25 protein-coding genes and 3 tRNA genes are annotated in these 23720 nt (G+C 71.7%); 7 read left to right on the top strand and 21 right to left on the bottom strand.

Annotated elements, in window-relative coordinates:
* Positions 1-151: 151 nt before the first annotated feature.
* From ACIRQ9_RS03910 to ACIRQ9_RS03890, 5 genes are all read right to left on the bottom strand, one after another.
* Positions 152-580: a MaoC family dehydratase gene (locus ACIRQ9_RS03910; protein WP_404166870.1), complete on the bottom strand. Its 429-nt coding sequence runs from the start codon at positions 578-580 to the stop codon at positions 152-154.
* Between the two features lie 7 nt (positions 581-587).
* Positions 588-1052: a MaoC family dehydratase N-terminal domain-containing protein gene (locus ACIRQ9_RS03905; RefSeq protein ID WP_404166868.1), complete on the bottom strand. Its 465-nt coding sequence runs from the start codon at positions 1050-1052 to the stop codon at positions 588-590.
* 117 nt (positions 1053-1169) lie between these two features.
* Entirely contained in the window at positions 1170-1334 is a 165-nt protein-coding gene (gene rpmG / locus ACIRQ9_RS03900) for a 50S ribosomal protein L33 (protein WP_003948671.1), read from the bottom strand.
* A gap of 89 nt (positions 1335-1423) precedes the next feature.
* A tRNA-Met gene (locus ACIRQ9_RS03895) sits at positions 1424-1496 on the bottom strand.
* Between the two features lie 44 nt (positions 1497-1540).
* Positions 1541-1613 (bottom strand) — tRNA-Thr (locus ACIRQ9_RS03890).
* A gap of 267 nt (positions 1614-1880) precedes the next feature.
* Here ACIRQ9_RS03890 and ACIRQ9_RS03885 point away from each other — a divergent pair.
* Both ACIRQ9_RS03885 and ACIRQ9_RS03880 read left to right on the top strand, forming a co-directional pair.
* A complete protein-coding gene (locus ACIRQ9_RS03885; RefSeq protein ID WP_404166866.1) occupies positions 1881-3149 on the top strand; it encodes a hydrolase in 1269 nt (422 codons plus the stop codon).
* Positions 3150-3425: 276 nt separating this feature from the next.
* Positions 3426-4082, top strand: coding sequence for an SDR family oxidoreductase (locus ACIRQ9_RS03880; RefSeq protein WP_404166864.1), 657 nt, complete (start codon positions 3426-3428; stop codon positions 4080-4082).
* 48 nt (positions 4083-4130) lie between these two features.
* Here the strand turns inward: ACIRQ9_RS03880 and ACIRQ9_RS03875 are convergent, their stop codons facing one another.
* Complete coding sequence (locus ACIRQ9_RS03875; protein ID WP_404166862.1) at positions 4131-4343, bottom strand: hypothetical protein; 213 nt, start codon at positions 4341-4343, stop codon at positions 4131-4133.
* Positions 4344-4586: 243 nt separating this feature from the next.
* A tRNA-Tyr gene (locus ACIRQ9_RS03870) sits at positions 4587-4668 on the bottom strand.
* 222 nt (positions 4669-4890) lie between these two features.
* On the opposite strand from ACIRQ9_RS03870, the gene ACIRQ9_RS03865 reads away from it, so the two are divergent.
* Positions 4891-5379, top strand: coding sequence for a YajQ family cyclic di-GMP-binding protein (locus tag ACIRQ9_RS03865; protein WP_404166860.1), 489 nt, complete (start codon positions 4891-4893; stop codon positions 5377-5379).
* Between the two features lie 117 nt (positions 5380-5496).
* Here ACIRQ9_RS03865 and ACIRQ9_RS03860 read toward each other — a convergent pair whose 3' ends face one another.
* A complete protein-coding gene (locus ACIRQ9_RS03860) occupies positions 5497-5763 on the bottom strand; it encodes a GlsB/YeaQ/YmgE family stress response membrane protein (protein ID WP_404166858.1) in 267 nt (88 codons plus the stop codon).
* A 187-nt stretch (positions 5764-5950) separates the two neighbouring features.
* Here ACIRQ9_RS03860 and ACIRQ9_RS03855 point away from each other — a divergent pair, with 187 nt between their 5' ends.
* A complete protein-coding gene (locus ACIRQ9_RS03855; RefSeq protein ID WP_404166856.1) occupies positions 5951-7195 on the top strand; it encodes an APC family permease in 1245 nt (414 codons plus the stop codon).
* A gap of 123 nt (positions 7196-7318) precedes the next feature.
* Here ACIRQ9_RS03855 and ACIRQ9_RS03850 read toward each other — a convergent pair whose 3' ends face one another.
* The 13 genes from ACIRQ9_RS03850 to ACIRQ9_RS03790 all read right to left on the bottom strand — a co-directional run bounded on the left by ACIRQ9_RS03850 (position 7319) and on the right by ACIRQ9_RS03790 (position 19686).
* Complete coding sequence (locus tag ACIRQ9_RS03850) at positions 7319-7891, bottom strand: SMI1/KNR4 family protein (RefSeq protein ID WP_404166854.1); 573 nt, start codon at positions 7889-7891, stop codon at positions 7319-7321.
* 111 nt (positions 7892-8002) lie between these two features.
* Positions 8003-8395 (bottom strand): YccF domain-containing protein, encoded by a 393-nt coding sequence (locus ACIRQ9_RS03845; protein WP_404166852.1) that lies wholly within the window; start codon positions 8393-8395, stop codon positions 8003-8005.
* Positions 8392-9255 (bottom strand): zinc metalloprotease HtpX, encoded by an 864-nt coding sequence (htpX, locus tag ACIRQ9_RS03840; protein ID WP_404166850.1) that lies wholly within the window; start codon positions 9253-9255, stop codon positions 8392-8394. Before htpX ends, ACIRQ9_RS03845 begins: the two co-directional genes overlap by 4 nt.
* A gap of 269 nt (positions 9256-9524) precedes the next feature.
* Complete coding sequence (locus ACIRQ9_RS03835) at positions 9525-11048, bottom strand: NADH-quinone oxidoreductase subunit N (RefSeq protein ID WP_404166848.1); 1524 nt, start codon at positions 11046-11048, stop codon at positions 9525-9527.
* Entirely contained in the window at positions 11045-12619 is a 1575-nt protein-coding gene (locus ACIRQ9_RS03830; RefSeq protein ID WP_404166846.1) for a NuoM family protein, read from the bottom strand. The genes ACIRQ9_RS03835 and ACIRQ9_RS03830 overlap by 4 nt, the downstream gene beginning before the upstream one ends.
* Positions 12620-12625: 6 nt before the next feature.
* Positions 12626-14620, bottom strand: coding sequence for an NADH-quinone oxidoreductase subunit L (locus ACIRQ9_RS03825; protein ID WP_404166844.1), 1995 nt, complete (start codon positions 14618-14620; stop codon positions 12626-12628).
* Positions 14617-15000, bottom strand: a complete 384-nt coding sequence (gene nuoK, locus ACIRQ9_RS03820) for an NADH-quinone oxidoreductase subunit NuoK (protein ID WP_404166842.1) — start codon at positions 14998-15000, stop codon at positions 14617-14619. Before nuoK ends, ACIRQ9_RS03825 begins: the two co-directional genes overlap by 4 nt.
* Entirely contained in the window at positions 15000-15728 is a 729-nt protein-coding gene (locus ACIRQ9_RS03815) for an NADH-quinone oxidoreductase subunit J (RefSeq protein ID WP_404166840.1), read from the bottom strand. Before ACIRQ9_RS03815 ends, nuoK begins: the two co-directional genes overlap by 1 nt.
* Positions 15725-16279, bottom strand: coding sequence for an NADH-quinone oxidoreductase subunit I (locus tag ACIRQ9_RS03810; RefSeq protein ID WP_351937512.1), 555 nt, complete (start codon positions 16277-16279; stop codon positions 15725-15727). The genes ACIRQ9_RS03815 and ACIRQ9_RS03810 overlap by 4 nt, the downstream gene beginning before the upstream one ends.
* A 2-nt stretch (positions 16280-16281) precedes the next feature.
* Positions 16282-17250, bottom strand: a complete 969-nt coding sequence (locus ACIRQ9_RS03805; RefSeq protein ID WP_404166838.1) for an NADH-quinone oxidoreductase subunit H — start codon at positions 17248-17250, stop codon at positions 16282-16284.
* Positions 17247-18689 carry an NADH-quinone oxidoreductase subunit C gene (locus tag ACIRQ9_RS03800; protein WP_404166836.1) on the bottom strand — a complete coding sequence of 481 codons (1443 nt, stop codon included), beginning with the start codon at positions 18687-18689 and terminating at the stop codon, positions 17247-17249. Before ACIRQ9_RS03800 ends, ACIRQ9_RS03805 begins: the two co-directional genes overlap by 4 nt.
* Complete coding sequence (locus ACIRQ9_RS03795; protein ID WP_404166834.1) at positions 18686-19285, bottom strand: NADH-quinone oxidoreductase subunit B; 600 nt, start codon at positions 19283-19285, stop codon at positions 18686-18688. Before ACIRQ9_RS03795 ends, ACIRQ9_RS03800 begins: the two co-directional genes overlap by 4 nt.
* Positions 19276-19686: an NADH-quinone oxidoreductase subunit A gene (locus tag ACIRQ9_RS03790; RefSeq protein WP_351937508.1), complete on the bottom strand. Its 411-nt coding sequence runs from the start codon at positions 19684-19686 to the stop codon at positions 19276-19278. Before ACIRQ9_RS03790 ends, ACIRQ9_RS03795 begins: the two co-directional genes overlap by 10 nt.
* Positions 19687-19934: 248 nt before the next feature.
* On the opposite strand from ACIRQ9_RS03790, the gene ACIRQ9_RS03785 reads away from it, so the two are divergent.
* The 3 genes from ACIRQ9_RS03785 to ACIRQ9_RS03775 all read left to right on the top strand — a co-directional run bounded on the left by ACIRQ9_RS03785 (position 19935) and on the right by ACIRQ9_RS03775 (position 23567).
* Positions 19935-21128: a sensor histidine kinase gene (locus tag ACIRQ9_RS03785; protein WP_404166832.1), complete on the top strand. Its 1194-nt coding sequence runs from the start codon at positions 19935-19937 to the stop codon at positions 21126-21128.
* A gap of 134 nt (positions 21129-21262) precedes the next feature.
* Positions 21263-22642, top strand: a complete 1380-nt coding sequence (locus tag ACIRQ9_RS03780) for a sensor histidine kinase (RefSeq protein ID WP_404166830.1) — start codon at positions 21263-21265, stop codon at positions 22640-22642.
* A 217-nt stretch (positions 22643-22859) separates the two neighbouring features.
* On the top strand, positions 22860-23567 hold the full coding sequence (locus tag ACIRQ9_RS03775; protein WP_404166828.1) for a LuxR C-terminal-related transcriptional regulator: 708 nt from the start codon (positions 22860-22862) through the stop codon (positions 23565-23567).
* The last annotated feature ends 153 nt before the right edge of the window (positions 23568-23720 follow it).

The raw sequence follows: 23720 nt of genomic DNA, 5'->3' as shown, positions 1-23720 counted from the left end.
GCAGTGGAGAACGCCCCTTACCAGCACGCGGTCACGGCCGAGGCCGCGATCCGTGGAGGCCGAGGCCGCGATCCGTGGAGGTCTCCACCCCCGCCGTACAGGCCTTGGCCCCGGTCGCGGACCTCACGGCCCGCCGCCGGACGCCCCGGCTTCAGGCCAGTCGCACGACCGCCCGTGACATGCCCAGCACCTTCTGGCCCGCGCTCGTCGCCGTCAGGTCGACGCGCACGGTGTTGTCGTCGAGCTTGGCCGCGACCTTTCCGCTGACCTCGATCAGGGCGCCCTGGTCGTCGTTCGGGACGACGACGGGCCGGGTGAAGCGGACGCCGTACTCGGTGACCGCGCCCGGGTCCCCGGTCCAGTCGGTGACCACGCGGATCGCCTCGGCCATGGTGAACATGCCGTGCGCGATGACGTCCGGCAGGCCCACCTCCTTGGCGAACTTCTCGTTCCAGTGGATGGGGTTGAAGTCCCCGGAGGCACCCGCGTACCGCACCAGTGCGGCGCGGGTCACGGGGAAGGTCCGGGCGGGCAGCTCGGTGCCGACCTCGACGTCCTCGTACGCGATCTTCGACGTCATCGGATCCTCACGCCTCGCCTTCTGCAGCGTCGGCGGCGCGGGCCACCAGCTTGGTGACGGCGCTCACCACGAGTTCGCCCGTCTCGTCGCGGACGTCGCCGCGGATGTCGATGATGTCGTTGCCCGCGAGGGACTTGACGGCCTCGATCGTGGAGACGACGGTCAGCCGGTCGCCGGCCCGCACCGGACGGCGGTAGGTGAACTTCTGGTCGCCGTGCACCACCCGGCTGTAGTCCAGGCCCAGCTGCGGGTCCTCGACGACCTGTCCGGCCGCCCGGAAGGTGATCGAGAAGACGAAGGTCGGCGGAGCGATCACGTCGGAGTGACCGAGCGCCTTGGCGGCCTCCGGGTCCGTGTACACCGGGTTGGTGTCGCCGACCGCCTCGGCGAACTCACGGATCTTCTCCCGGCCCACCTCATAGGGCTCGGTGGGTGGGTAGGTCCGTCCCACGAAGGACTGGTCGAGCGCCATTGGCCCGGCACCTCCTGATGTCTGCTGTGATGTCCCACAAACTAGCGGGAAAGCCGACCGCCGAAACGCCGTGAGGCCGCCCCCGAGCCGGGGACGGCCTCACGAACGAGCCTGAAATTATCGCGTTTCGCGATGCGCGGTGTGCGCATTGCAACGCGGGCAGTGCTTCTTCATCTCAAGACGATCCGGGTTGTTACGCCGGTTCTTCTTGGTGATGTAGTTCCGCTCCTTGCACTCCACGCAGGCCAGCGTGATCTTCGGGCGGACGTCGGTGGCAGCCACGTGAGTGCTCCTAAGACGAACGGATGGACTGGTTCAACGCAAAAAGAGTAGCCGATCGAAGGACCGACCCCGCAATCGGCTACTGTCAGTAGCGGTGACCGGACTTGAACCGGTGACACAGCGATTATGAGCCGCTTGCTCTACCGACTGAGCTACACCGCTTTGATGAGATCAGTCCCGCCTCGCGACGGGACCTCTCACACCAGAGCCCCAAAACGGAATCGAACCGTTGACCTTCTCCTTACCATGGAGACGCTCTGCCGACTGAGCTATTGGGGCGAGCGATGAAGACATTACACGCTCGGCAGCCGTTCGCCCAAATCCGTTTCCCACGGCTCCACCGGCCCCGTTCCACCGGGCCCACAGCAGCCTCGGGAGCCGCTTCCGACGCAGCTCACGCGCGCGTGCCGAACCGTTCCCGACGGGTCCGACGAGGCCGGTACGACTATTGCGCTCCTCCCCGCCACGCACGGTTCGCCACCCTAGGCTCGACTCACTCTGCGTGATCTTGAGTCCCCCGGCCCGGACCGACCTCCCTGGAGCGCGATGCCAGACAGCCAGCCGCAGCCGCCCTCGTCGTCGTCCAACTCCCCGGGCTCCTCGGGCCAGTCCGAGCCGACCGGAATCCTGCTGTGCGGGGCACGGCTCACCGACGGCCGGACCGTGGACGTACGGCTGGGCGGCGGGCGCATCGAGGCGGTCGGTACGGCCGGCAGCCTGGCACCGGGTCCGGCCCGCACGGGCGGCGCGCGCGTGGACCTCAGCGGCTACCTCCTGCTGCCCGCCCCGGCCGAGCCGCACGCCCACGGCGACACCGCGCTCTCCGCCGACCACGACGGTCCCGTCCCGTACGACTCCGACGACGTCCAGCGGCGCGCCACCGAGGCCGCGCTGCTGCAGCTCGGCCACGGCGCGACGGCGGTGCGCGCGCACGTGCGCGTGGGCGACGTCCAGGGGCTGGCCGCCCTGGCCGCCGTTCTGCAGGCACGCCGTTCGCTGCGCGGGCTCGCGGAACTGACAGCGGTCGCGATGCCGCGCGTGCTGACCGGAGTGGCCGGGGCCGAGGGGCTGGCGCTGCTGCGGGACGCCGCGAAGATGGGCGCGTCCGTCCTGGGCGGCTGTCCGGACCTGGACCCCGATCCCACGGGGTACGCGGAGGCCGTCCTGGAGGTGGCCTCCGAGCACGGCTGCCCGGTCGACCTGCACACCGACGCCGTCGACCCCGCCCGGCTGGCGAGGCTCGCGGCGATCTCCGGCGGCATGCGCCCCGGCGTGACGCTCGGCCCGTGCGCCGGGCTCGCGCGCCTGCCCGCGGAGGCGGTCACCCGGGTCGCCGACCAGCTGGCCGCGGCCGGTGTCACGGTGGTGTGCCTGCCCCAGGGCGGCTGCGGGTCCGTCGACCGCCGCGGCACCGCCCCGGCACGGCTGCTGCGCGCGGCCGGGGTGCGGGTGGCGGCAGGCAGCGGCGCCCTGCGCGACCTGTCGAACCCCGTGGGCCGTGGCGACCCGCTGGAGGCCGCCTACCTGCTGGCGTCCCGGCACGGCCTGCGCCCCGAGGACGCCTACGACGCCGTGAGCACGTCGGCCCGCGCCGCCCTGGGCCTTCCCGAGGTCCGCGTCGAGGCCGGCTTCCCCGCCGAACTCCTCGCCGTACGCGGCGACCACCTGGCCGGCGCCCTCTCACTCGCGTACAGCCGGATCGTGGTGCACCGGGGGCGCGTGGTGGCACGCACGAGCGCTGTCCGCGAGTACTGCAACTCCGCGGGCACCTCGGAACTGGGGCTGCCCCGGCAGGGGCGGGGCGAGGTGTCGTGAGGGGCGGGGTGTCCTGACGGAAGGGGCGCGGTGGCCGAGGGCGCGGTAGGGGCGCGGTGCGGCGGGGGCAGGCGGCGTGCCGTACGGGCCTGCGGTGCGCGTGGGCATGGTGCGGGCGGGCGCGCGACGTCGGACGGGGCGAACCCGGCGGGGCGCTCACAGTGCTTCTGGACGCCGCCGGAGGCGGTTCCGAGGCAGTTCACGGGCCCGGCGCGGGCGCGCGGGGCGCATGAAGTCGTGCGGCGGATGCGGGGCTTCGGGCGTACGGTCGGAGACATGCGCATTGTCATCGCTGGTGGTCATGGTCAGGTCGCGATGCGGTTGGAGCGGCTGCTCTCCGCGCGCGGGGACGAGGTCGCGGGGATCATCCGGAAGGCCGAGCAGAGCGACGATCTGCGGGCGGTCGGTGCCGAACCGGTGCTGCTCGACCTGGAGTCGGCGTCGGTCGAGGAGGTCGCGGAGCGGTTGCGGGGTGCCGACGCGGCGGTGTTCGCGGCGGGCGCGGGCCCGGGCAGCGGCACGGCGCGCAAGCTGACGGTCGACAAGGGCGCGGCGGTGCTGTTCGTGGACGCGGCGGTACGCGCGGGCGTGCGCCGTTTCGTGATCGTGTCGTCGATCGGCGCGGACCCGGCGCACCCCGGTGACGACGTCTTCGACGTGTATCTGCGGGCCAAGGGCGAGGCCGACGCCTATGTCGCCCGGCAGAGCGCCGTGGACTGGACGATCCTGCGCCCCGGCCGGCTGACGGACGAGCCGGGCACGGGCCTGGTGCGGCTGGAGGCCCACACCGGTCGCGGGACGGTCCCCCGTGACGATGTGGCCGCCGTGCTCGCGGAGTTGGTGGACACCTCGGCGACGGCAGGTCTGACCCTGGAGCTGATCAGCGGTTCCACGCCGATCTCGGTGGCCGTGAAGTCGGTGGCCGGGAACTGAGCGCACTGCCCGGCCGTTGCACAGGGTGACGGCGGCCGGGCCCGGTCCTCAGAACAACGGCAGCTGACCCGGAAAGTCCGGCACGGCATACCCGTCCAACGCCGGTTGGGCCGCGCCGAGTTCCGCCTGCCGCCGGGAGCCTGAGCAGGAGACGAGGTCGCCGGTGTCCCGCGCCCCGGGCGGGTCGTGCCGCGCGAAGCGGCCCGCGACGACGGCGATTTCGCGGCGGCACACCGGACAGGTTCTGCGTCGGGAGGACATGAGCCCAGTGTGCCCCGGAGCGCCCCGCTCGTACCGGGCCGCAGGGGTCCTCGGCGGCAGGTCCGAGGGTCCGCGGGCCGCGCGCACCGGCAGGCGCGCGAAGGCTGTTGCGGCAACCGTCCGGGAGCGGCGCCTCACCCTCGGTGTGGGGCACGTCACGCCCTCTCCCCGACACGCTCACGGCACAACAAAAGACCCCCTCCGCGCTGTGTTTCCACAGTGCAGAGGGGGTCTTCCCCAAAGTGGCGGCGCCAGGATTCGAACCTGGGAAGGCGAAGCCGGCAGATTTACAGTCTGCTCCCTTTGGCCGCTCGGGCACACCGCCGGGGTTTGCCGCCAAGTCGAACCGCTTTCGGCGGCGCTCCCTGGCAACGACGTAAACAATACCCGATCCCCGGGGGTGCTCCGCCACCCGATTGATCTGCGCTCAGGGGACGCGGGGTGGCTACGCTTGGGCGGATGCGGCCCGGTCCCCACACCAGGCGCGGTCGCCGTCACGCACCGGAACGCATCCCGTTACGCCCCCCGATACAAGGAGCCACAGGACATGGCCGACTCCAGTTTCGACATCGTCTCGAAGGTCGAGCGGCAGGAAGTCGACAACGCCCTCAACCAGGCCGCCAAGGAGGTCTCACAGCGCTACGACTTCAAGGGCGTGGACGCCTCGATCGCCTGGTCCGGCGAGAAGATCCTGATGCAGGCGAACTCCGAGGAGCGGGCCAAGGCCATCCTCGACGTCTTCCAGTCGAAGCTGATCAAGCGCGGCATCTCGCTGAAGGCGCTCGACGCGGGTGAGCCGCAGCTCTCCGGCAAGGAGTACAAGATCTTCGCGTCCATCGAGGAGGGCATCTCCCAGGAGAACGCGAAGAAGGTCGCGAAGGTCATCCGTGACGAGGGCCCCAAGGGCGTGAAGGCCCAGGTCCAGGGCGACGAACTGCGCGTCAGCTCCAAGAGCCGCGACGACCTCCAGGCCGTGATCACGCTCCTGAAGGGCCAGGACTTCGACTTCGCCCTCCAGTTCGTGAACTACCGGTAGTCACACCGCCCGGGCGAGGGACGACGAAGGGTGAGCGCCCCTGGCGCCCACCCTTCGTCTCGTTCGCGTGCTCTTCTCGTCCGGCGGCTCTTCTCGTGGGCCGGTCGCGGCCGGTGGTCAGTCGCGTGAATTGCCGAAGAGAAGGCGGTAGAGGATCAGCAGGACCAGCGAGCCGCCGATCGCCGCCACCCAGGTCGCGCCGTCGTAGAAGTGCTTGGAGACGGGGTGGTCCAGCCAGCGGGCCGATATCCAGCCGCCGAGGAACGCGCCCACGATGCCGATGAGGGTCGTGCCGACGAAGCCGCCCGGGTCGCGTCCCGGCAGCAGGATTTTGGCGATGGCGCCGGCCAACAGTCCCAGGATGATCCAACCGATGATGCCCATGCCCTGCACCTGCCCTTCCGCGCTGTGTTCGCACTGTTCCGGCGCTGTGAATTCGGTTTCGGCCGGTCGTGGCGGACAGGTTGTCCGAGTCATCCGCAGATGACCGTCGCGCATCTGTTCGCGCCCTGTCGATGACGAGGACGCCGTGACGCCACCCTGCGGTTGCGGCGATCAGTAGGGTGCTCGCATGTCCTCCCCCTCCCCTGTTCTGCGGCGCACGCTGGGCGTCCGCGACGCCGTGGTGATCGGCCTCGGCTCGATGATCGGGGCCGGTGTGTTCGCGGCCCTGGGTCCGGCGGCTCGCGCGGCCGGGACGGGGCTGCTGCCCGCTCTGGCCGTCGCCGCCGTGGTCGCCTACTGCAACGCCATGTCCTCGGCCCGCCTCGCCGCCCGCTACCCGCAGTCGGGCGGGACCTACGTCTACGGACGGGAGCGGCTCGGCGCCTTCTGGGGATATCTCGCGGGCTGGGCGTTCGTCGTGGGCAAGACGGCGTCCTGCGCCGCGATGGCCCTGACCGTGGGCGTCTACGCGTGGCCGGGGCACGCGCATGCCGTCGCGGTCGCGGCCGTGGTGGCGCTGACCGCGGTGAACTACGGCGGTGTCCAGAAGTCGGCCCGCCTGACGCGGGTGATCGTGGCCGTGGTGCTGGGCGTCCTCGCTTCCGTGGTGGTCGTGTGCCTGACGTCGGGGCGGGCGGGCTTCGGGCGGCTGGACGTCGGTCTGTCGTCGGGTGCGGGCGGTGTGCTTCAGGCGGCGGGTCTGCTGTTCTTCGCGTTCGCCGGGTACGCGCGGATCGCGACCCTCGGCGAGGAGGTGCGGGATCCGGCGCGCACCATCCCGCGGGCGATTCCGGTGGCCCTGGGTATCGCGCTGGTGGTGTACGCGTGTGTGGCGGTGGCCGTGCTCTCCGTGCTCGGCGCCGACGCGCTGGGCCGATCGGGGGCGCCGCTGGCGGACGCGGTGCGGGCGGCCGGGGTGCCGGGGCTGGTGCCCGTGGTGAGGGTGGGGGCGGCGGTGGCGGCGCTCGGCTCGCTGCTGGCGCTGATCCTGGGCGTGTCACGGACCACGCTCGCGATGGCCCGGGACCGCCGTCTCCCCGCGGCGCTGGCCGCCGTGCATCCGCGTTTCGCGGTCCCGCACCGCGCGGAGCTGGCGGTGGGTGCGGTGGTCGCCGTCGCGTCGGCGACCGTGGACGTGCGGGGTGCCATCGGTTTCTCCTCCTTCGGTGTGCTGGTGTACTACGCGGTGGCCAACGCCTCGGCCTGGACGCTCGATCCGGCTCCGCGGGCGCGCGTGGTGCCGGTGGTGGGCGTGCTGGGGTGCGCGGTGCTGGCGTTCGCGCTGCCGGTGGTGTCGGTGGTCACGGGGGCGGCGGTGCTGGCGGTGGGGGCGCTGGCGTATGCCGTACCGCGGCGGTCGCCCGCTCCGTAGCCGGCCGCGGCCCTCGGAAGGCCGGTTCCGGTCCGGCGGGTTCTGGTCCGGCGGGTTCTGGTCCGGCGGGTTCCGGTCCGGAAGGAGGCCTGGTCCTGGCCCGTCCGTAGGGAGACCGGTCGGTCAGGGGCCCTGTTGCGGGGCCGGGGCCGTGCGTATCCGGACGTCGTCCCACGGCGCGAGGTCCGTGCCCTCGTCGGTCTCCTCGTACCAGCCGGTGCCGTCCATCCAGACGCGCAGCCAGTCGGTGAGGCTGGGCGCGTCCACGAACCAGGCGCCCTCGGCGGCATCGGCGTTGGGCTCGTAGAGCAGGACCGTGGCCTGCGGGGTTCGGCAGTCCACGCACGCGTACATGCCACAGCCCCAGTGGGAGATGGGCAGGACGCCCTCCGGCCAGGGCCACTGTGGGTTCTTGCGGCCGTACGCGCGGTTGGCGAGGTACTGGGCGACGGCGGCCGGTTCGCCGGAGGGCGCGGCGTCGAGCAGGGGCAGCAGGCCGTACGACGGTCCGAAGCCGCCGTCGCCCACCTGCTCGTAGAGCGCGGCGAGGAGAGGCGGCAGGGGGAAGCCCAGGGCCTCCCTGGCGCGGTCGAGGGTGGCCGCGTCGACGGGCGCGGGAAGCGAAGGCCAGCCCCACGGACGGGAGTCGCGGGCCTGTACGGCCACCCGTGCCAGCATCTGCTCGATCTCGGTCATGGCTTCATGATGCAGGCCGCCACCGACAAGCGTGGCGGCCTGTGGACAACCTCGGACCGGACCTGGGCCCTGTGGGCAACTCCGGCGTGAGAGGGCCTGGATGAGGTGCGGTCAGCGGTTCGCGAACGGCTGGTCGGTGGGTACGATCTCGCGTCCCAGCGGAAGGAGGGAGACCGGGATCAGCTTGAAGTTGGCGATGCCGAACGGGATTCCGATGATCGTCAGGCACATCGCGACGCCGGTGACGATGTGGGCGAGAGCCAGCCACCAGCCCGCGAGGACCAGCCACAGGACGTTGCCGACGCAGGAGGGCGCGCCGGCGTCCCGCCGCTCGACGGTCGTGTACCCGAAGGGCCACAAGGCGTAGACGCCGATACGGAACGCGGCCAGGCCGAAGGGAATGCCGATGATCGTAATGCAGAGGATCACGCCCGCCAGCAGGTACCCGAGGAACAGCCAGAAGCCGCTCAGGACGAGCCAAATGACGTTCAGGATGGTCTTCACTGCGGGCGACCTGCCATCTTCTCCAGTCGGGCGATCCGCTCCGCCATGGGCGGATGCGTCGAGAACATCTTGGACAGTCCCTGGCCCGGACGGAAGGGGTTCGCGATCATCATGTGGCTCGCGGTCTCGATCCGGGGCTCGGGGGGCAGCGGGAGCTGCTTGGTGCCGACCTCCAGCTTGCGCAGGGCGCTGGCGAGGGCGAGCGGATCACCGGTGAGCTGGGCGCCGGAGGCGTCCGCCTCGTACTCCCGGGAGCGGCTGATGGCGAGCTGGATGAGGGTCGCGGCGAGCGGGCCCAGGATCATGATGAGCAGCAGGCCGAGGAAGCCGGGGCCGTCGTCGTCGTCCGAACGGCCGATCGGGATCAGCCAGGCGAAGTTGACCAGGAACATGATCACTGAGGCGAGGGCGCCGGCGACCGACGAGATGAGGATGTCCCGGTTGTAGACGTGGCTGAGCTCGTGGCCGATCACGCCCCGCAGTTCGCGCTCGTCGAGGATGCGCAGGATGCCTTCCGTGCAGCACACGGCGGCGTTGCGCGGGTTGCGGCCGGTGGCGAAGGCGTTCGGGGCCTCCGTCGGGGAGATGTACAGGCGGGGCATCGGCTGGCGGGCCTGGGTGGAGAGGTCACGGACCATCCGGTAGAGGGCCGGGGCCTCGAATTCGCTCACCGGGCGGGCGCGCATCGCGCGTAGCGCCAGTTTGTCGCTGTTCCAGTACGCGTACGCGTTCGTGCCGAGTGCGACGAGGACCGCGACGATCAGACCCGTACGGCCGAAGAAGCTGCCGATGACGATGATGAGTGCCGACAGTCCTCCGAGGAGAACTGCGGTTCTGAGTCCGTTGTGCCGGCGGTGCACGGTACGCCCTCCAAGTCGTGCGGCAGGAGAACCCTTTGCGCTGCGGTGCTGCCTTCCGATCTGCCTTGCCACCGGTGTCGTGGTGTCACGTCCAGTGGACCCTTACGCACTGGTCAACGCCAGGCGACGGCCACTAGTTCCCTTGTGTCCGCTGTGCGCCGCGTGGGCCGTTCGGGTGAGAGCCGCGCCTTGGCGCGCTTGGGGCGGCAGGCGTGCGGCGGCGGGGGCGGACGCGCGCAGGAGGGGGTGAGAAGAGTCCGGCGGCGGTGTCAGAAGAGTCCGGTGGCGGCGAAGCGGAGCACCAGCTGGGGTGCGCCGGAGAGGGCGACGCCGACGGCTCCGGTGAGGGCGAGCGCGGCGGTGAGGGAGGCCGGGACGCGGTGCTCGGTGGCCTCGCCGTCGGGGGCGCGGAACAGCAGGCCCGCCCACTGGAGGTAGTAGTAGAGGGCGATCACGACGTTGACGGCCATGACGACGGCGAGCCAGCCGAGGCCGGCGTCAACGGCCGCCGAGAAGACGGTGACCTTGGCGAACAGTCCGATGACGCCGGGCGGGAGTCCGGCCAGGCACAGCAGGAAGAACGCCAGGAGCAGCGCGGTCAGCGGGTTCTTGCCGTACAGGCCGCGGTAGTCGGAGAGCCGGTTGAGTTCCTTCGTACGGCCGACCAGGGCGGCCACCGTGAAGGCGCCGAGGTTCACGGCCGCGTACATGAGGGCGTAGGCGACGGTGGAGCCGATGGCCTTCCGGGGGTCTTCGGCGTATCCGGCCGCGGCGATCGGTACGAGGAGATAGCCGGCCTGTCCGACCGACGACCAGGCGAGCAGCCGTACCGCGCTGTACGCGCGCGTGGCCTGCTGGCGCAGGGCCGCGACGTTGCCGACGGTCATGGTGAGGGCGGCCAGGGCGGCCAGGGCCGGTCCCCAGACGTCGGCGTACGAGGGGAAGGCGACGACGGTGACCAGGATCAGGCCGGAGAAGCCGACGGCTTTGCCGACGACCGACAGGTAGGCGGCGACGGGCAGCGGGGCGCCGACGTAGGTGTCGGGGACCCAGAAGTGGAACGGGACGGCGGCGGTCTTGAAGGCGAAGCCCACGAGGGTGAGGACGACGCCGGTCTGGGCGAGGGTGTGCAGCTGGCCGTCGACGTGCTGGAGGCGGTCGGCGACCTGGGTGAGGTAGAGGGTGCCGGTGGTGGCGTACACGAAGCTGACGCCGAGGAGGCTGACGGCGGTCGCGGTCACCGAGGACAGGAAGAACTTCAGGGCGGCTTCCGAGGACTTCGCGTCGCCGTGCCGGATGCCGACGAGGGCGAAGGCGGGCAGGGAGGCGACCTCCAGGGCGACGATCAGGGTGGCGAGGTCGCGGGAGGCGGGCAGCAGGGCGGCGCCGGCGGCCGAGGAGAGCAGCAGGAACCAGAACTCGCCCTGGGGGTAGCGGCGGTTGCCGTCCTTGAGGGTGGTGACGGACAGCAGGGCAGTGAGCAGGGCGCCGCCGAGCACCAGGAACTGCACGACCAGGGTGAACCGGTCGGCGGTGTAGCTGCACGCGCGCGTGGTGCCCGTCAGGCAGAAGGTGCTGCGGTCGTGGTCGAGGAGCGGCAGCAGCAGGGCGGCGGCCGCGGCGAGTCCGGCCGTGGAGATCCAGCCGAGGACGGGTTTCCTGGCTTCGGGGAGGAACAGGTCGGCGACCAGGACGGCGAGGGCGACCACCGCGGTGAGGGTGGGCGGGGCGATGGCGAGCCAGTCGACGGACTGGACGAGGGTCGCGGCCGGCGACTGGGCCAGGGCGCTCATCGGGGGCCTCCTGCGAGGAGCTGCTGCACGGCCGGGTCGGTCAGTCCGAGCAGGGCCTTGGGCCACAGTCCGGCGACGACGGTGAGGGCGACGAGCGGGGTCCAGGCCGCGAACTCGTAGGTGCGGACGTCGGCGAGTTCCGGCATGTCCCGGGGGACGGCGCCCATGCAGACGCGGCGGATCACGGCGAGCATGTAGGCGGCGGTCAGCAGGGTGCCGAGGGCGGCGACCGCCATGAAGGTCAGGAAGGCGGGCCTGCTGAGGCCGGCGGCGGGCTTGAACGCGCCGAACAGGGCGAGCATCTCGCCCCAGAAGCCGGCGAGGCCCGGCAGTCCGAGCGAGGCGACGGCGGCGAAGGCGATGAGCCCGCCGAGGCGCGGTGCCTTGCCGTACAGCGCGGCCCCCGTCTCCTCGGCGAGGGTGTCGAGGTCGGTGCTTCCGGTGCGGTCCTTGATGCCGCCGACCAGGAAGAACAGCAGGCCGGTGATGAGTCCGTGGGCGATGTTGGCGAACAGGGCGCCGTTGACGCCGGTCGGGGTCATGGTGGCGATGCCGAGCAGCACGAAGCCCATGTGGCCGACGGAGGAGTAGGCGATCAGGCGTTTGAGGTCGCCCCTGGCGCCCCGTTTGGCAAGGTTCAGGCAGGCCAGGGAGCCGTACACGATCCCGATCACGGCGAGGGCCGCGAGGTAGGGGGCGAAGGTGCGGAACCCGTCCGGGGCGACCGGCAGCAGGATCCGCACGAATCCGTAGGTGCCCATCTTCAGCAGGACGCCGGCCAGCAGGACCGAGCCGACGGTCGGCGCGGCGGTGTGGGCGTCCGGCAGCCAGCTGTGCAGGGGCCACATCGGGGTCTTGACCGCCAGCCCGATGCCGATCGCGAGAACGGCGATGACCTGCACGGATGTGGTCAGGGACCGCCCGTTGTCAGTGGCGAGTGCCACCATGTCGAAGGTGCCCGCCTTGATTCCGATCAGGAGCAGGCCGAGCAGCATGACGACGGATCCGAGCAGGGTGAACAGGATGAACTTCCAGGCGGCCCGGGTCCGGCCCGCGCCGCCCCAGCGGGCGATGAGGAAGTACATCGGGATGAGGACCGTCTCGAAGGCGAGGAAGAACAGCAGCAGGTCGAGGACGGCGAAGCTGGCGAGGGTGCCGGATTCCAGGACGAGCAGCAGGGCGACGAAGGCCTTCGGGGACGGGCCGGCGGGCATGTTGAAGTACGAGTAGAGCGCGCAGAGGAAGGTCAGCAGCGCGGTCAGGACCACGAGGGGGAGGGAGATGCCGTCGATGCCGAGGTGGATGCGCACGTCGAGTGCGGGGATCCAGCTGATGTCGGTCGTGGCCTGCATCCTGGACGGATGGTCCTGGTCGAAGCCGGCCGCGAGGACGATCGCGGCGATGAGGACGGCACCGGTGACGGTCACGCCGTGGCGGAGCACGGCCTGCTCGGGTGATTTCCCCTTCAGTCCCGGCGGGGCGGGCAGCAGGGTGGCGGCGGCACCGAGGAGCGGGCCGACGACGATCAATGCCAGAAGGATCTGCATCACGGACTCGTTGATATCGATCACGCCTGCTCACGCTCCCGTGGCGACGAGGAGGACGGCGACCGCCAGGACGACGGTGCCGGCGAGCAGCGCGCTCACATAGGTCTGGACGTTGCCGGTCTGGGCGCGGCGTACGGCGGCGCCGAGCAGGCGGGGTGCGGCGGCCGCGCCGCGGACGTAGGTGTCGACGACCTCGCGGTCCAGGAACTGGACGAGGCCGGCGGCGGCCAGGACCGGGCGGACGAACAGCGCGTCGTACACGGCGTCCAGGTGGAAGCCCGCGGCGGCGGGCCGGCGGAGCGGGCCGAGCAGCAGCCGGGCGGGGTCCGCCGGGTCGGGTGCGTAGGCGATGTCGCCGAAGGCGGGCTCGTGGGTGGCGATCGCCTCGGCCTCCACGAGGGCGGCGTCGCCCTCGGGGTGCGCGGCGACGGCTCCGAGCGGGGCGCCGGCGGCCTGTGTCCTGGTGTGCGTCCACGCCCCGTAGGTGAGGAGTGCGCCGACGAGTGCGAGGCCGGTGCCGAGGACCGACGTGGTGAGGGTGGGGGTGAGGTCGCGGCCGTCGAACCAGCCGGGCAGTGACCGGTAGGCGAAGCCGCCGAAGGCGAGGGACGGCACGGCCAGGACCCACAGCACCACGATCATGGACAGCGGCTGCCGACCGTGGTCGGGCGCCTCGGTGCCCCGGCCCCGGAAGGCGAGCAGCCACAGCCGGGTCGCGTAGGCGGCGGTGAGCAGGGCGGTGACCAGGCCGGCGACGAGGACGATCCAGCCGGCGCTGCCGGGGGCGTGCGCGGTGTGGCCTTCGGCCGCTCGTTCGGCGGCGCCCAGGACGGACTCCTTGGAGAAGAAGCCGCTGAAGGGCGGGATCGCGGCCAGGGCGAGGAGTGCCACGGTCATCGTCCAGTAGGCGTCCGGGACGCGTTGACGCAGTCCGGAGGTGCGGGACATGACGGCCAGTGAGTTGGTGCCCGCGGCGTGGATGACCACGCCGGCGGCGAGGAACAGCAGCGCCTTGAAGGCGCCGTGGGACAGGAGGTGGAAGACGGCGGCGCCGCGGTCGCCGACGGCGAGCGCGCCGGTCATGTAGCCGAGCTGGCCGATCGTCGAGTAGGCGAGGACGCGTTTGATGTCGTCCTGGGCGAGCGCGGCGAGGGCCGAACCGACCATGGTGACGGCGCCCATGACGGCGAGGACGACCATCACGGCCGCACTGGCCTCGAAGACCGGGAGGAGACGGGCGATGAAGTAGACACCGGCGGCGACCATCGTGGCGGCGTGGATCAGCGCGGAGACGGGTGTCGGGCCGGCCATCGCGTCGGGGAGCCAGGTGTGCAGCGGGAACTGCGCCGACTTGCCCGCGACGCCGCACAGGAGCAGCAGGCCGACCAGGGTCGGGTGGTGCAGTCCGCCGTCGGCGACGGTGCCGAGGATCGTGCTGATGCGGAACGAACCGGCGTCGGTGGCGAGGGCGAACAGGCCGATGAGGAACGGCACGTCGCCGAGCTTGGTGACCAGGAAGGCCTTGACGGAGGCGGCGCGGGCCTCGGGCGTCTCCCAGTAGTGGCCGACCAGGAAGTAGGAGCAGATGCCCATGACCTCCCAGCCGACGAGCAGGACGATCAGGTCGCCGGAGTAGACGACCAGCAGCATCGCGGAGGTGAAGAGGGAGACGAGGGCGGCGTACGACGGGTAGCGGGGGTCGTCGCGCAGGTAGCCGGTCGAGTAGATCTGCACACAGGTGGCGACGAAGGCGACCAGCACCGCGACGAGGGCGGCGAAGCCGTCGATGTGCAGGGCGAGTTCGATCGGGACCGAGCCGGTCGGGGTCAGCTGGGTGTGGGCTTCGACGGCCCGGCCGCCGCTCTGGTCCACGGCGACCGTGCTGGCCAGCGCGAGCGCGGCGAGCGCGGGCAGGACCGCGAGCGGGCGGACGAAACCGGGTGCCGAGCGCCCCACGAGCAGGCCGGCCACGGCGGCGAGGAAGGGCAGGAGGGGGACGAGGGCGGCGAGGTGGATCGTGGTCACGCGGTGGCCTCCGCCTTCTCGCCGGTCGTCCCGTCCGGGGGCGTGGGCGTGCCGTGTTCGTGGCCCTCGGCGGTGTCGCGGAGCCGGTCGATGTCGGAGGTGCCGCGGTTGCGGTGGACGGCGAGGACGATCGCCAGGCCGATGCCGATCTCGGCGGCGGCGATGGCGATGGTGAACAGGGTCAGTGCCTGTCCGGAGTGCAGGGTGTCCCGGGCGGCCTTGTTCAGCCACACGTCGAAGGCGACGAGGTTGAGGTTGACGGCGTTGAGCATCAGCTCGACCGACATCAGGACCAGGATCGCGTTGCGGCGGGCGAGGACGCCGTACAGGCCGGTGCAGAAGAGGAGCGCGGAGAGGACGGCGGGATAGGCGAGGTGCATCAGCGGGCGCCTTCCTGCTCGGTGTCCTGCGGCTCGGCGGCTTCCTGTTCAGTGCCTCGCCCCGCGGTGCCTCGCCGCTCGGTGACTCGTCGCACGGTGTCCCGCTCGATCGGGTGAATCCCCGGATTGGTGACGGGAGGGGAACTCTGCGTGACGGGCCGGCCGTTCACAGGGGGCGGGGCCGGGTCCGCCTTCGTCTTCCGGGACAGGACGATCGCGCCGACCAGGGCCGCGAGCAGGAGGACGGAGAGTGCCTCGAAGGGCAGCACCCAGTTCTGGAACAGGCTCTCGCCGGTGACCTTCGTCGAGCCGGCGGCGGGACCGCCGAGGTCGACCCAGGTGGTGCGGAAGGCGTCGACGACCACCCAGACCAGGGCGGCCGCGGCGGCCACCGCCACGGCGAGCGCGGTCCAGCGGTTCTCGGAGTCCGCGTCCGGGGAGCGGCCGATCGGGGCCTTGGTGAGCATCAGACCGAAGAGAAGGAGGACGACTACGGAACCGACATAGATGAGGACCTGCACCCAGGCGATGAACTCCGCGGTGAGCAGCAGGTATTCGACGGCGAGACCGCCGAGCGTGACCACGAGCCACAGGGCGGCGTGCACCAGCTGGCGGGTGGTGACGGTGACGAGGGCGGCGCCGAAGGTGACCAGACCGACGAGGAGGAACGCGATCTCCACACCGGTCGGGGACAGGAAGCCGTGCGGCGCCTGGGCGAGAGGGCTCACGACTCCCCTTCCTGCGGTTCGTCCTGAGCGGCGGCCGCGAGCTTGTCCGCGGTTTTCCGGGCGGCGGCGATCTCCTTCGGTTCCTCCGCGCCGGGATCGAGGGCGGGCGGGGCCGGGACCGTCCACATCCACTCGCGGAGCTTGTCCCGCTCGTGGGTGAGTTCGTGGATGTCGGTCTCGGCGTACTCGAACTCCGGTGACCAGAACAGGGCGTCGAAAGGACAGACCTCGATGCAGATACCGCAGTACATGCACAGGGAGAAGTCGATGGCGAAGCGGTCCAGGACATTGCGGCTGCGTTCGCGGCCGCCCGGGGCCGCCGCCGGGACGGTCTCCTTGTGGGAGTCGATGTAGATGCACCAGTCGGGGCACTCACGGGCGCAGAGCATGCAGACCGTGCAGTTCTCCTCGAACAGGCCGATGACACCGCGGGTGCGGGGCGGGAGCTCGGGCAGAGCGTCCGGGTACTGCTCGGTGACCGTCTTCCGGGTCATCGTGCGCAGGGTGACGGCCAGGCCCTTGGCGAGGCCGCTGCCGGGAATGGGGGCCACGGTTAGGAGATCACCACCTTGACGATGCCGGTGAGGGCGATCTGGGCGAGGGAAAGGGGGACGAGGAGGGTCCAGGAGAACTTCTGCAACTGGTCCTCGCGCAGCCGGGGATAGGTCACGCGGAGCCAGATCACGACGAAGGCGAGCAGCGCGGTCTTCAGGAGGGTCCACAGCCAGCCGAGGCCGTCGGCTCCCCAGGGGCCGTGCCAGCCGCCCAGGAAGAGGACGGTGGTCAGACCGCACAGGACGACGATCCCGGCGTACTCGGCGAGCAGGAACAGGGCGAACCGCAGGCCCGTGTACTCGGTGTACGCGCCGAAGATGATCTCCGTGTCGGCGACGGGCATGTCGAAGGGGGGCCGCTGGAGTTCGGCGAGACCGGAGATGAAGAAGACCAGGCCGCCGGTGATCTGCCAGGGCAGCCACCACCAGTGGAAGGCACCGACGATGCCCGGCAGGGAGACCGTGCCGGCCGCCATCGCCACGGAGGCGGCGGCGAGCAGCATGGGCAGTTCGTAGGCGAGGAGCTGAGCGGCGGTACGCAGACCGCCGAGGAGGGAGAACTTGTTGGCGCTGGCCCAGCCGGCCATGAGCGAGCCGAGGACGCCGACGCCCATGACGGCCAGCACGAAGAACACGCCGGCGTCCAGCACCTGGCCCACCGCGCCTTCGCCGGGGCCGATCGGGATGGCGAGCAGCACCAGCAGGTACGGGAGGAGGGCGACGGCGGGGGCCAGTTGGAAGATGCGGCGGTCCGCGCCCGCGGGGACCACGTCCTCCTTCTGCGCGAACTTCACACCGTCGGCGACCAGCTGGGCCCAGCCGTGGAAGCCGCCCGCGTACATCGGACCGAGACGGCCCTGCATGTGGGCCATCACCTTGTGCTCGGTCTGACCGACGATCAGAGGGAAGGTGAGGAAGACGACGAACACGAGAAGGAGTCGCAACACGACGTCCAGGGCGTCGTTCACTGCGGGCCTCCTGAGCGCTCTTCACGGGGGGCGGGTCGGTCGGGTTGCTCTTCGGGAGCGGCTCCAGAGCCAGGGGCGGCCTCGGAGTCACCGGCGTCGTCGGCGTCGGGGCGTGAGGACTCGGAACCGGCATCCTCCGACGCCTGGGACGCCTCGCCCTCCTCAGGAACCGCGGGCGGGGCGGGCGGGACAGACTCCGCCTCGGTGGGCCCGGACGGCTCAGCCGACCCACCCGGCTCAGCCGACCCACCCGGCTCCGTCGCCCCGGTCGGCTCCGTCACCCCGGTCGGCTCCGTCACCCCGTTGGTGGTGTCCCGCCGTTCCTCTTCGGGCCCGGGTTCGTCGAAGGCCGGACGGGCGTGGTGCCAGGGGGCGTCGGGGCTGCGCGGCGTCGAGGGCCGGGCCGGGATGGCAGGGTTCGACGCCGGTGCCGTGTGCTGCGCGCGTTGCGACGCGGATCCTCCGGACGCGGTGCGGGCCCGGCGCGGCCCGCGGGGAGCGGCTGCCGTCGGCTCCGCCCCGGCGGTCTCGCCTCCCGGAGAGGACTCGCCTCCCGCGGCGCTCCCGCCTGACGTGGTCTCGTCCCCGGCCGCGTTCTGCTTCGCGGCAGACACCTCCCGCTGCGAAGCAGACCCCTCGCTCGCGCTCCGCCCCCGCCGGGGCGTGACCGGTGGCTCTGTGCCGGTGGGTGTCGGTTCCGGGGCGGATGTCGGGGTGGTCGGGGGCGTCTCGTCGGTCGTCTGGCTGGCCGAGCCCCCCGCTGCCGTGCGGGCGCGGCGTACCGGGCGGTCGCCTGCCGCGCGGGCCGGGCGGTCGCCGGCGGGGCGGCCCGCGGCGGCTCGGGCCGGGCGCGCGGGGGCGGGGGGCAGCTGGCCCTTCTGGGGGCCCCAGTCGTTGGGGTCGGGAACGCCCGGAGGGAGCATCTGGCGGCGCCTGGGCCCGGCGTGGTCGGACTCGCCGGGCTCCTTGGCTCCGGGCCAGGCCTTGGCGACGCGGGCCGCCAGGACGAAGTCCTTGCGCAGGGGATGGCCCTCGAAGGTCTCCGGGAGGAGGAGGTGGTCCAGGCCGGGGTGTCCGGAGAAGCGGACGCCGAACATCTCGTGGGTCTCGCGTTCGTGCCAGCGGGCGCCCGCGTAGACGCCGACGGCCGAGGGGAGTTCGGCGGCGGTGTGCGGCACGGTGGTGCGCAGGAGCAGGCGGCGGACGGGAGCGAGGGCGACGAGGTGGGCGCAGACGCGGAAGCCGGTGCCGGGTTCGTCGACCGCGCTCATCCAGTCGAAGAAGGTGCAGCCCAGGGCCGCACGGGCGGTGTCGAGGGCGGTGAGCCAGGAGGAGGGAGGGACATCGACGGTGAGGACCTCGTAGGACTCCTCGGCGGTGGCGTCAGGGCCGAAGAGTTCGTCCACGGGTGCGGGGAGCCAGCCGGCGGGGGCGGTCATCGCGGGTCCTCTTCGGCGGCGGGGGCCGGTGGCCGCACCAGGTCGCTCTGCAGGGCGGCGGCGGACGGGCGCGAGGTGCCGTAGCGCTCGCCCAGGGACTCCGCGGCGATCTTCTCCTGGAGTTTGAGGATGCCCTGGAGGAGGGCCTCGGGGCGCGGCGGGCAGCCGGGGACGTAGACGTCGACCGGGATGATCTGGTCGACGCCCTTGGTGACGGAGTAGGAGTCCCAGTAGGGGCCGCCGCAGTTGCTGCACGCGCCGAAGGAGATGACGTACTTGGGCTCGGGCATCTGCTCGTACAGGCGCTTGACGGCGGGGGCCATCTTGTCGGTGACCGTGCCCGAGACCACCATCAGGTCGGCCTGGCGGGGGCCGGGCGCGAAGGGGATCACGCCGAGGCGGATGAAGTCGTGGCGGGCCATGGACGCGGCGATGAACTCGATCGCGCAGCAGGCGAGGCCGAAGTTGAAGACCCACAGCGAGTACCGGCGGCCCCAGTTCAGGACGACCTTCATCGGCTCGGGGGCGAGGCGGGCGAGCGTGCCCAGTCGTTTGGGTTCCGGGAGCAGCACGGGCTCCGACGGCGTCACGTCCATGTCAGGACGCCCTTCTTGTAGGCGTACAGCAGGCCGACGGCCAGGAAGCCGAGGAAGACGAACATCTCCACGAGCGTGGTGGCGCCGTAGCCGGGGGCGGCGAAGACCGTCGCCCAGGGGAACAGGAAGATCGAGTCGACGGCGAAGATGACGTAGAGGAAGGCGTAGACGTAGTAGCGGACCTGGGTGTGGGCCCAGCCCTCGCCGACGGGGTCGACACCGCACTCGTAGGTCAGGAGTTTCTCCGGTGTGGGGACCACGGGGCGCAGCAGCCGGCCGGTGCCGAAGGCGACGGCGACGAAGAGCACGCCGAGCAGGGTCAGCAGTCCCACGACCGAGTAGGACGCGAAGTAGTCCGAGGCGAGGACCGTGGCCGGTCCGCCGTTCACCGTCTCCCGCATCGTCGGTCCCCTCGCTCCCTCGACTGACCGCGGGCCGGTCCGGGCTCCGCGTCGTGACCTCAGTCAACTCTTGATTCGACGATCTGTACGCACGGGAGTCTAGGCCCTGATAAAGACACGGTAAGCAGCCCGTCACGCGGTGAGAGCGGTGGGAGGGGGCGGCGGGAGCGGCCGGTGGGGTTTTCCCAGGGTGGCCCCGGCGGCGAACTCCATGGCGTCGCGCCACGGCACACGGCACGCTGGCGCATATGACCGCACCTGTTCCCCGTTCCCGCAGCAGTCAGGCCGACGGCGGCGAAGACCGCGACCGGCTTCCGCCCGTCCGCTTCGCCTACGACGGTCACACCTGGAAGGAGATCGCGCACCTCCTGCTGAATCTGCCGGCGGCGGTGTTCGGCTTCGTCTACGTCGTCACCACGGTGTGGGTGAGCGCCGCGCTGACGATCACGGTGGTGGGCATCCCGCTGCTGGCGGCCACGCTGCTGGGCGCGCGGCAGCTGGGGAAGCTGGAGCGGGCGCGGGCGAGGGCGCTGCTCGGGGTGCGGGTGGAGGAGCCGACTCCGCTGCCGTTGGGCAAGCGGGGCGGAGGGACGCAGCGGCTGTTCATGGCCTTGAAGGATCCGGTGGGCTGGCGGACCCTGCTGTACGACTTCATCCGGCTGCCCTGGGGTGTGCTCACCTTCTGCACGGTGCTGGTGTCGCTGTTCGTGCTGTGGCCGGTGCTGCCGTTCATCGCCCGCGGGCTGACGAACGCGGACCGGGCGATGGTCCGCGGTCTGCTGTCGCCCTCCGACGAGCTGGAGCGTCGGATCGCCGAACTGGAGTCGGACCGGGGAGTCGTGGTGGACACGGCCGCCGCCGATCTGCGGCGCATCGAGCGGGATCTGCACGACGGCGCGCAGGCGCGGCTCGTCAACCTCGCCATGGGGCTCGGGCTGGCCAAGGAGAAGCTTCTGGAGGATCCCGACGGGGCCGCGGCGATGGTCGAGGAGGCGCACGGCGAGGTGAAGCTGGCGTTGCGGGAGCTCAGGGATCTCGCCCGGGGCATTCACCCGGCGGTGCTGACCGACCGCGGGCTGGACGCGGCGCTGTCCTCGGTCGCCTCGCGCTGCACGGTGCCGGTCCAGGTGACGGCCGATCTGCCGTCGAGACCGGCGCCCGCGATCGAGGGGATCGCCTACTTCACGGTCTCCGAGCTGCTGCAGAACATCAGCAAGCACAGCGGGGCGCGGACCGCCTCGGTCGACGTGTGGCGCAGTGACGACCGGCTGCTGATCCAGGTGAAGGACGACGGGCGGGGCGGGGCGAGCCTGGACGGCGGTACGGGGATGCGCGGGCTCGCGGACCGGCTGGGCGCGGTGGACGGCCTGTTCGTCGTCGACTCGCCGGCGGGCGGGCCCACGACGGTCACCGCCGAGCTGCCCTGGCGGGACCGGGGGTAGGGAAAACCCCCCGTTCAAGACGGAGACGGGCTCCATGGTCCGGGGAGCGGCGGCAGAGCAGGGTGGAGGTACGCCAGGGACAGTCCTGGCGGACGGGCAGGGACAGACGGCACAGGACGGACGGGACGGCACCGATGGCCACGGAGTACCGGCACGGGCAGGGATACGGGCAGGGATACGGTCAGGACCACGGGTTCGGCCACGGCCGCGACGACGGCTTCCACGGGGAGCGCCGGCACCGGGTGCCGGCGGTGCTGCGGGCACCGTTCGAGGCGCGCAGCTGGCGTGAGTTCGCGTATGTGCTGCTGGGCTTCCCGATCGGTGTGGCGCTGTTCGTGTGGACCGTGACGATGCTGTCCCTGGGCGCCGGGCTGCTGGTGACCTTCGTCGGGATCCCGGTGCTGGCCGCGGCGCTCGCAGGCTGCCGCGGGTTCGGAGCGCTGGAGCGGGCGCGGGCGCGTGGGCTGCTGGGCCTCGAGGTGGCGGATCCGGAGCCGTTGCGGATGCGCAAGCCGGGGGTGGCGGCGTGGATCGGCGCGGTGCTCAAGAGCGGTGTGTCGTGGCGGCATCTGCTCTACGCGGTCCTGCAGTTCCCCTGGTCGGTGTTCTCCTTCGTCGTCGCGCTGAACTTCTGGGCGTACGGCTGGGCCCTGCTGACGTATCCGCTGTGGTTCTGGGTGCTGCCGGTGCACGCCGGGCAGGACGGCCTCCAGCTGTACGGCGACGCGCACCACAGCGTCTACCTCGACAACCCGTTCGAGATCACGGTGACCGCGCTGGTGGGGCTGCTCTTCACGCTGGCGACGCCGTGGATCGTGCGGGCGCTGACGCTGGTGGACCGGCTGATGGTGCACGGTCTGCTGGGGCCCTCGAAGCTGGCGTCGCGGGTGGTGGAGCTGGAGTCCGACCGGGGGACGGTCGTCGACACGGCTGCGGCCGATCTGCGGCGCATCGAGCGGGACCTGCACGACGGGGCGCAGGCCCGGCTGGTGGCGCTGGCCATGGATCTCGGGCTGGCGAAGGAGAAGCTGCGGGAGGATCCGCAGGTGGCCGCGCGGATGGTGGACGAGGCGCACGGCGAGGTGAAGACGGCGCTGCGGGAGCTGCGGGATCTCGCCCGGGGCATCCATCCGGCGGTGCTCACCGACCGGGGTCTGGACGCGGCGCTGTCGGCGGTGGCCTCGCGGTGCACGGTGCCGGTGCGGGTCGAGGTCGATCTGGCGGAGCGGCCGGCGGCGGCGATCGAGGGCATCGCCTACTTCACGGTCTCCGAGCTGCTGCAGAACGTCAGCAAGCACGCGCGGGCGGGTGCGGCGACGGTGGACGTGTGGCGGAGCGAGGACCGGCTGATGCTGCAGGTCGTGGACGACGGGGTGGGGGGCGCGGACACGGCGAGCGGGTCGGGTCTGGCCGGGCTGGCCGAGCGGCTGGACGCGGTCGACGGGATCCTGGTGGTGGACTCGCCGGCGGGCGGCCCCACCCGGGTGACCGCTGAGCTGCCCTGGCGCCGCTGAGGCCCGTTGCTTTCGCGCCCCGCGGACGTCTGGTCCCGCGGCGTCCCGTTCCCCGGTCTCCCGTCCCCCGGATTCCGGTCCCCGCGTGCTACCTCTCTCCCGATGCCGGGCCGCGCCTCTCCAGGCGTCGGCCCGGCCGAATTGACCCCTCTCCTGCCATGAGCGCCCCGCGCGCCGTCGCGAATGCTGGAATGCTGGTCTTTCGGACAGGGCAGGCATGTACGCCGGACGGGGTGTGGGGGGCCGGGAGATCGTGGAGGACAGGGTGCGGGTGGTCATCGCCGAGGATTCCGTGCTGCTCAGAGAGGGGCTGACCCGGCTGCTGACCGACCGCGGACATGACGTCGTCGCGGGCGTCGGTGACGCGGAGGCGCTGGTCAAGACCATCGCCGATCTGGACGCGCAGGGCGCGTTGCCGGACGTGGTGGTGGCGGACGTACGGATGCCGCCGACGCACACCGACGAGGGGGTGCGGGCCGCCGTGCGGCTGCGGAAGACGCATCCGCGGCTCGGCGTGCTGGTGCTGTCGCAGTACGTGGAGGAGCGCTACGCCACCGAACTGCTGGCCGGTTCCAGCCGGGGCGTGGGCTACCTGCTGAAGGACCGGGTCGCCGAGGTCCGGGAGTTCGTGGACGCGGTGGTGCGGGTCGCCGAGGGCGGTACCGCGCTCGATCCCGAGGTGGTCGCGCAGTTGCTCGGGCGCAGCCGCAAGCAGGACGTGCTGGCCGGCCTGACCCCGCGCGAGCGGGAGGTGCTGGGCCTGATGGCCGAGGGGCGGACGAACGGGGCGATCGCCCGCCAGCTGGTCGTGAGCGACGGAGCCGTCGAGAAGCACGTCAGCAACATCTTCCTCAAACTGGGACTGTCCCAGAGCAACGGGGATCACCGGCGCGTGCTGGCCGTTCTGACCTATCTGAACTCCTGACGGAGCCGGCACCGTGTCGGAACCGGAAGGCGGTCAGCGGGAGAGAAAATCATGACAAGTCAGGGCGACAGGTCGTCTCGGAACGCCGTCCATCATGTGAGCCGGCACGGGAAGGCGACCCTAACCGACGTAGGGTTGATTGCGGGATGGTCA

It is taken from the genome of Streptomyces sp. NPDC101237, assembly GCF_044767465.1.
Lineage (GTDB): Bacteria > Actinomycetota > Actinomycetes > Streptomycetales > Streptomycetaceae > Streptomyces > Streptomyces gramineus.
The sequence above is the reverse complement of the archived record's forward strand: the minus strand, read 5'-3'. Positions and strand labels throughout refer to the sequence as shown.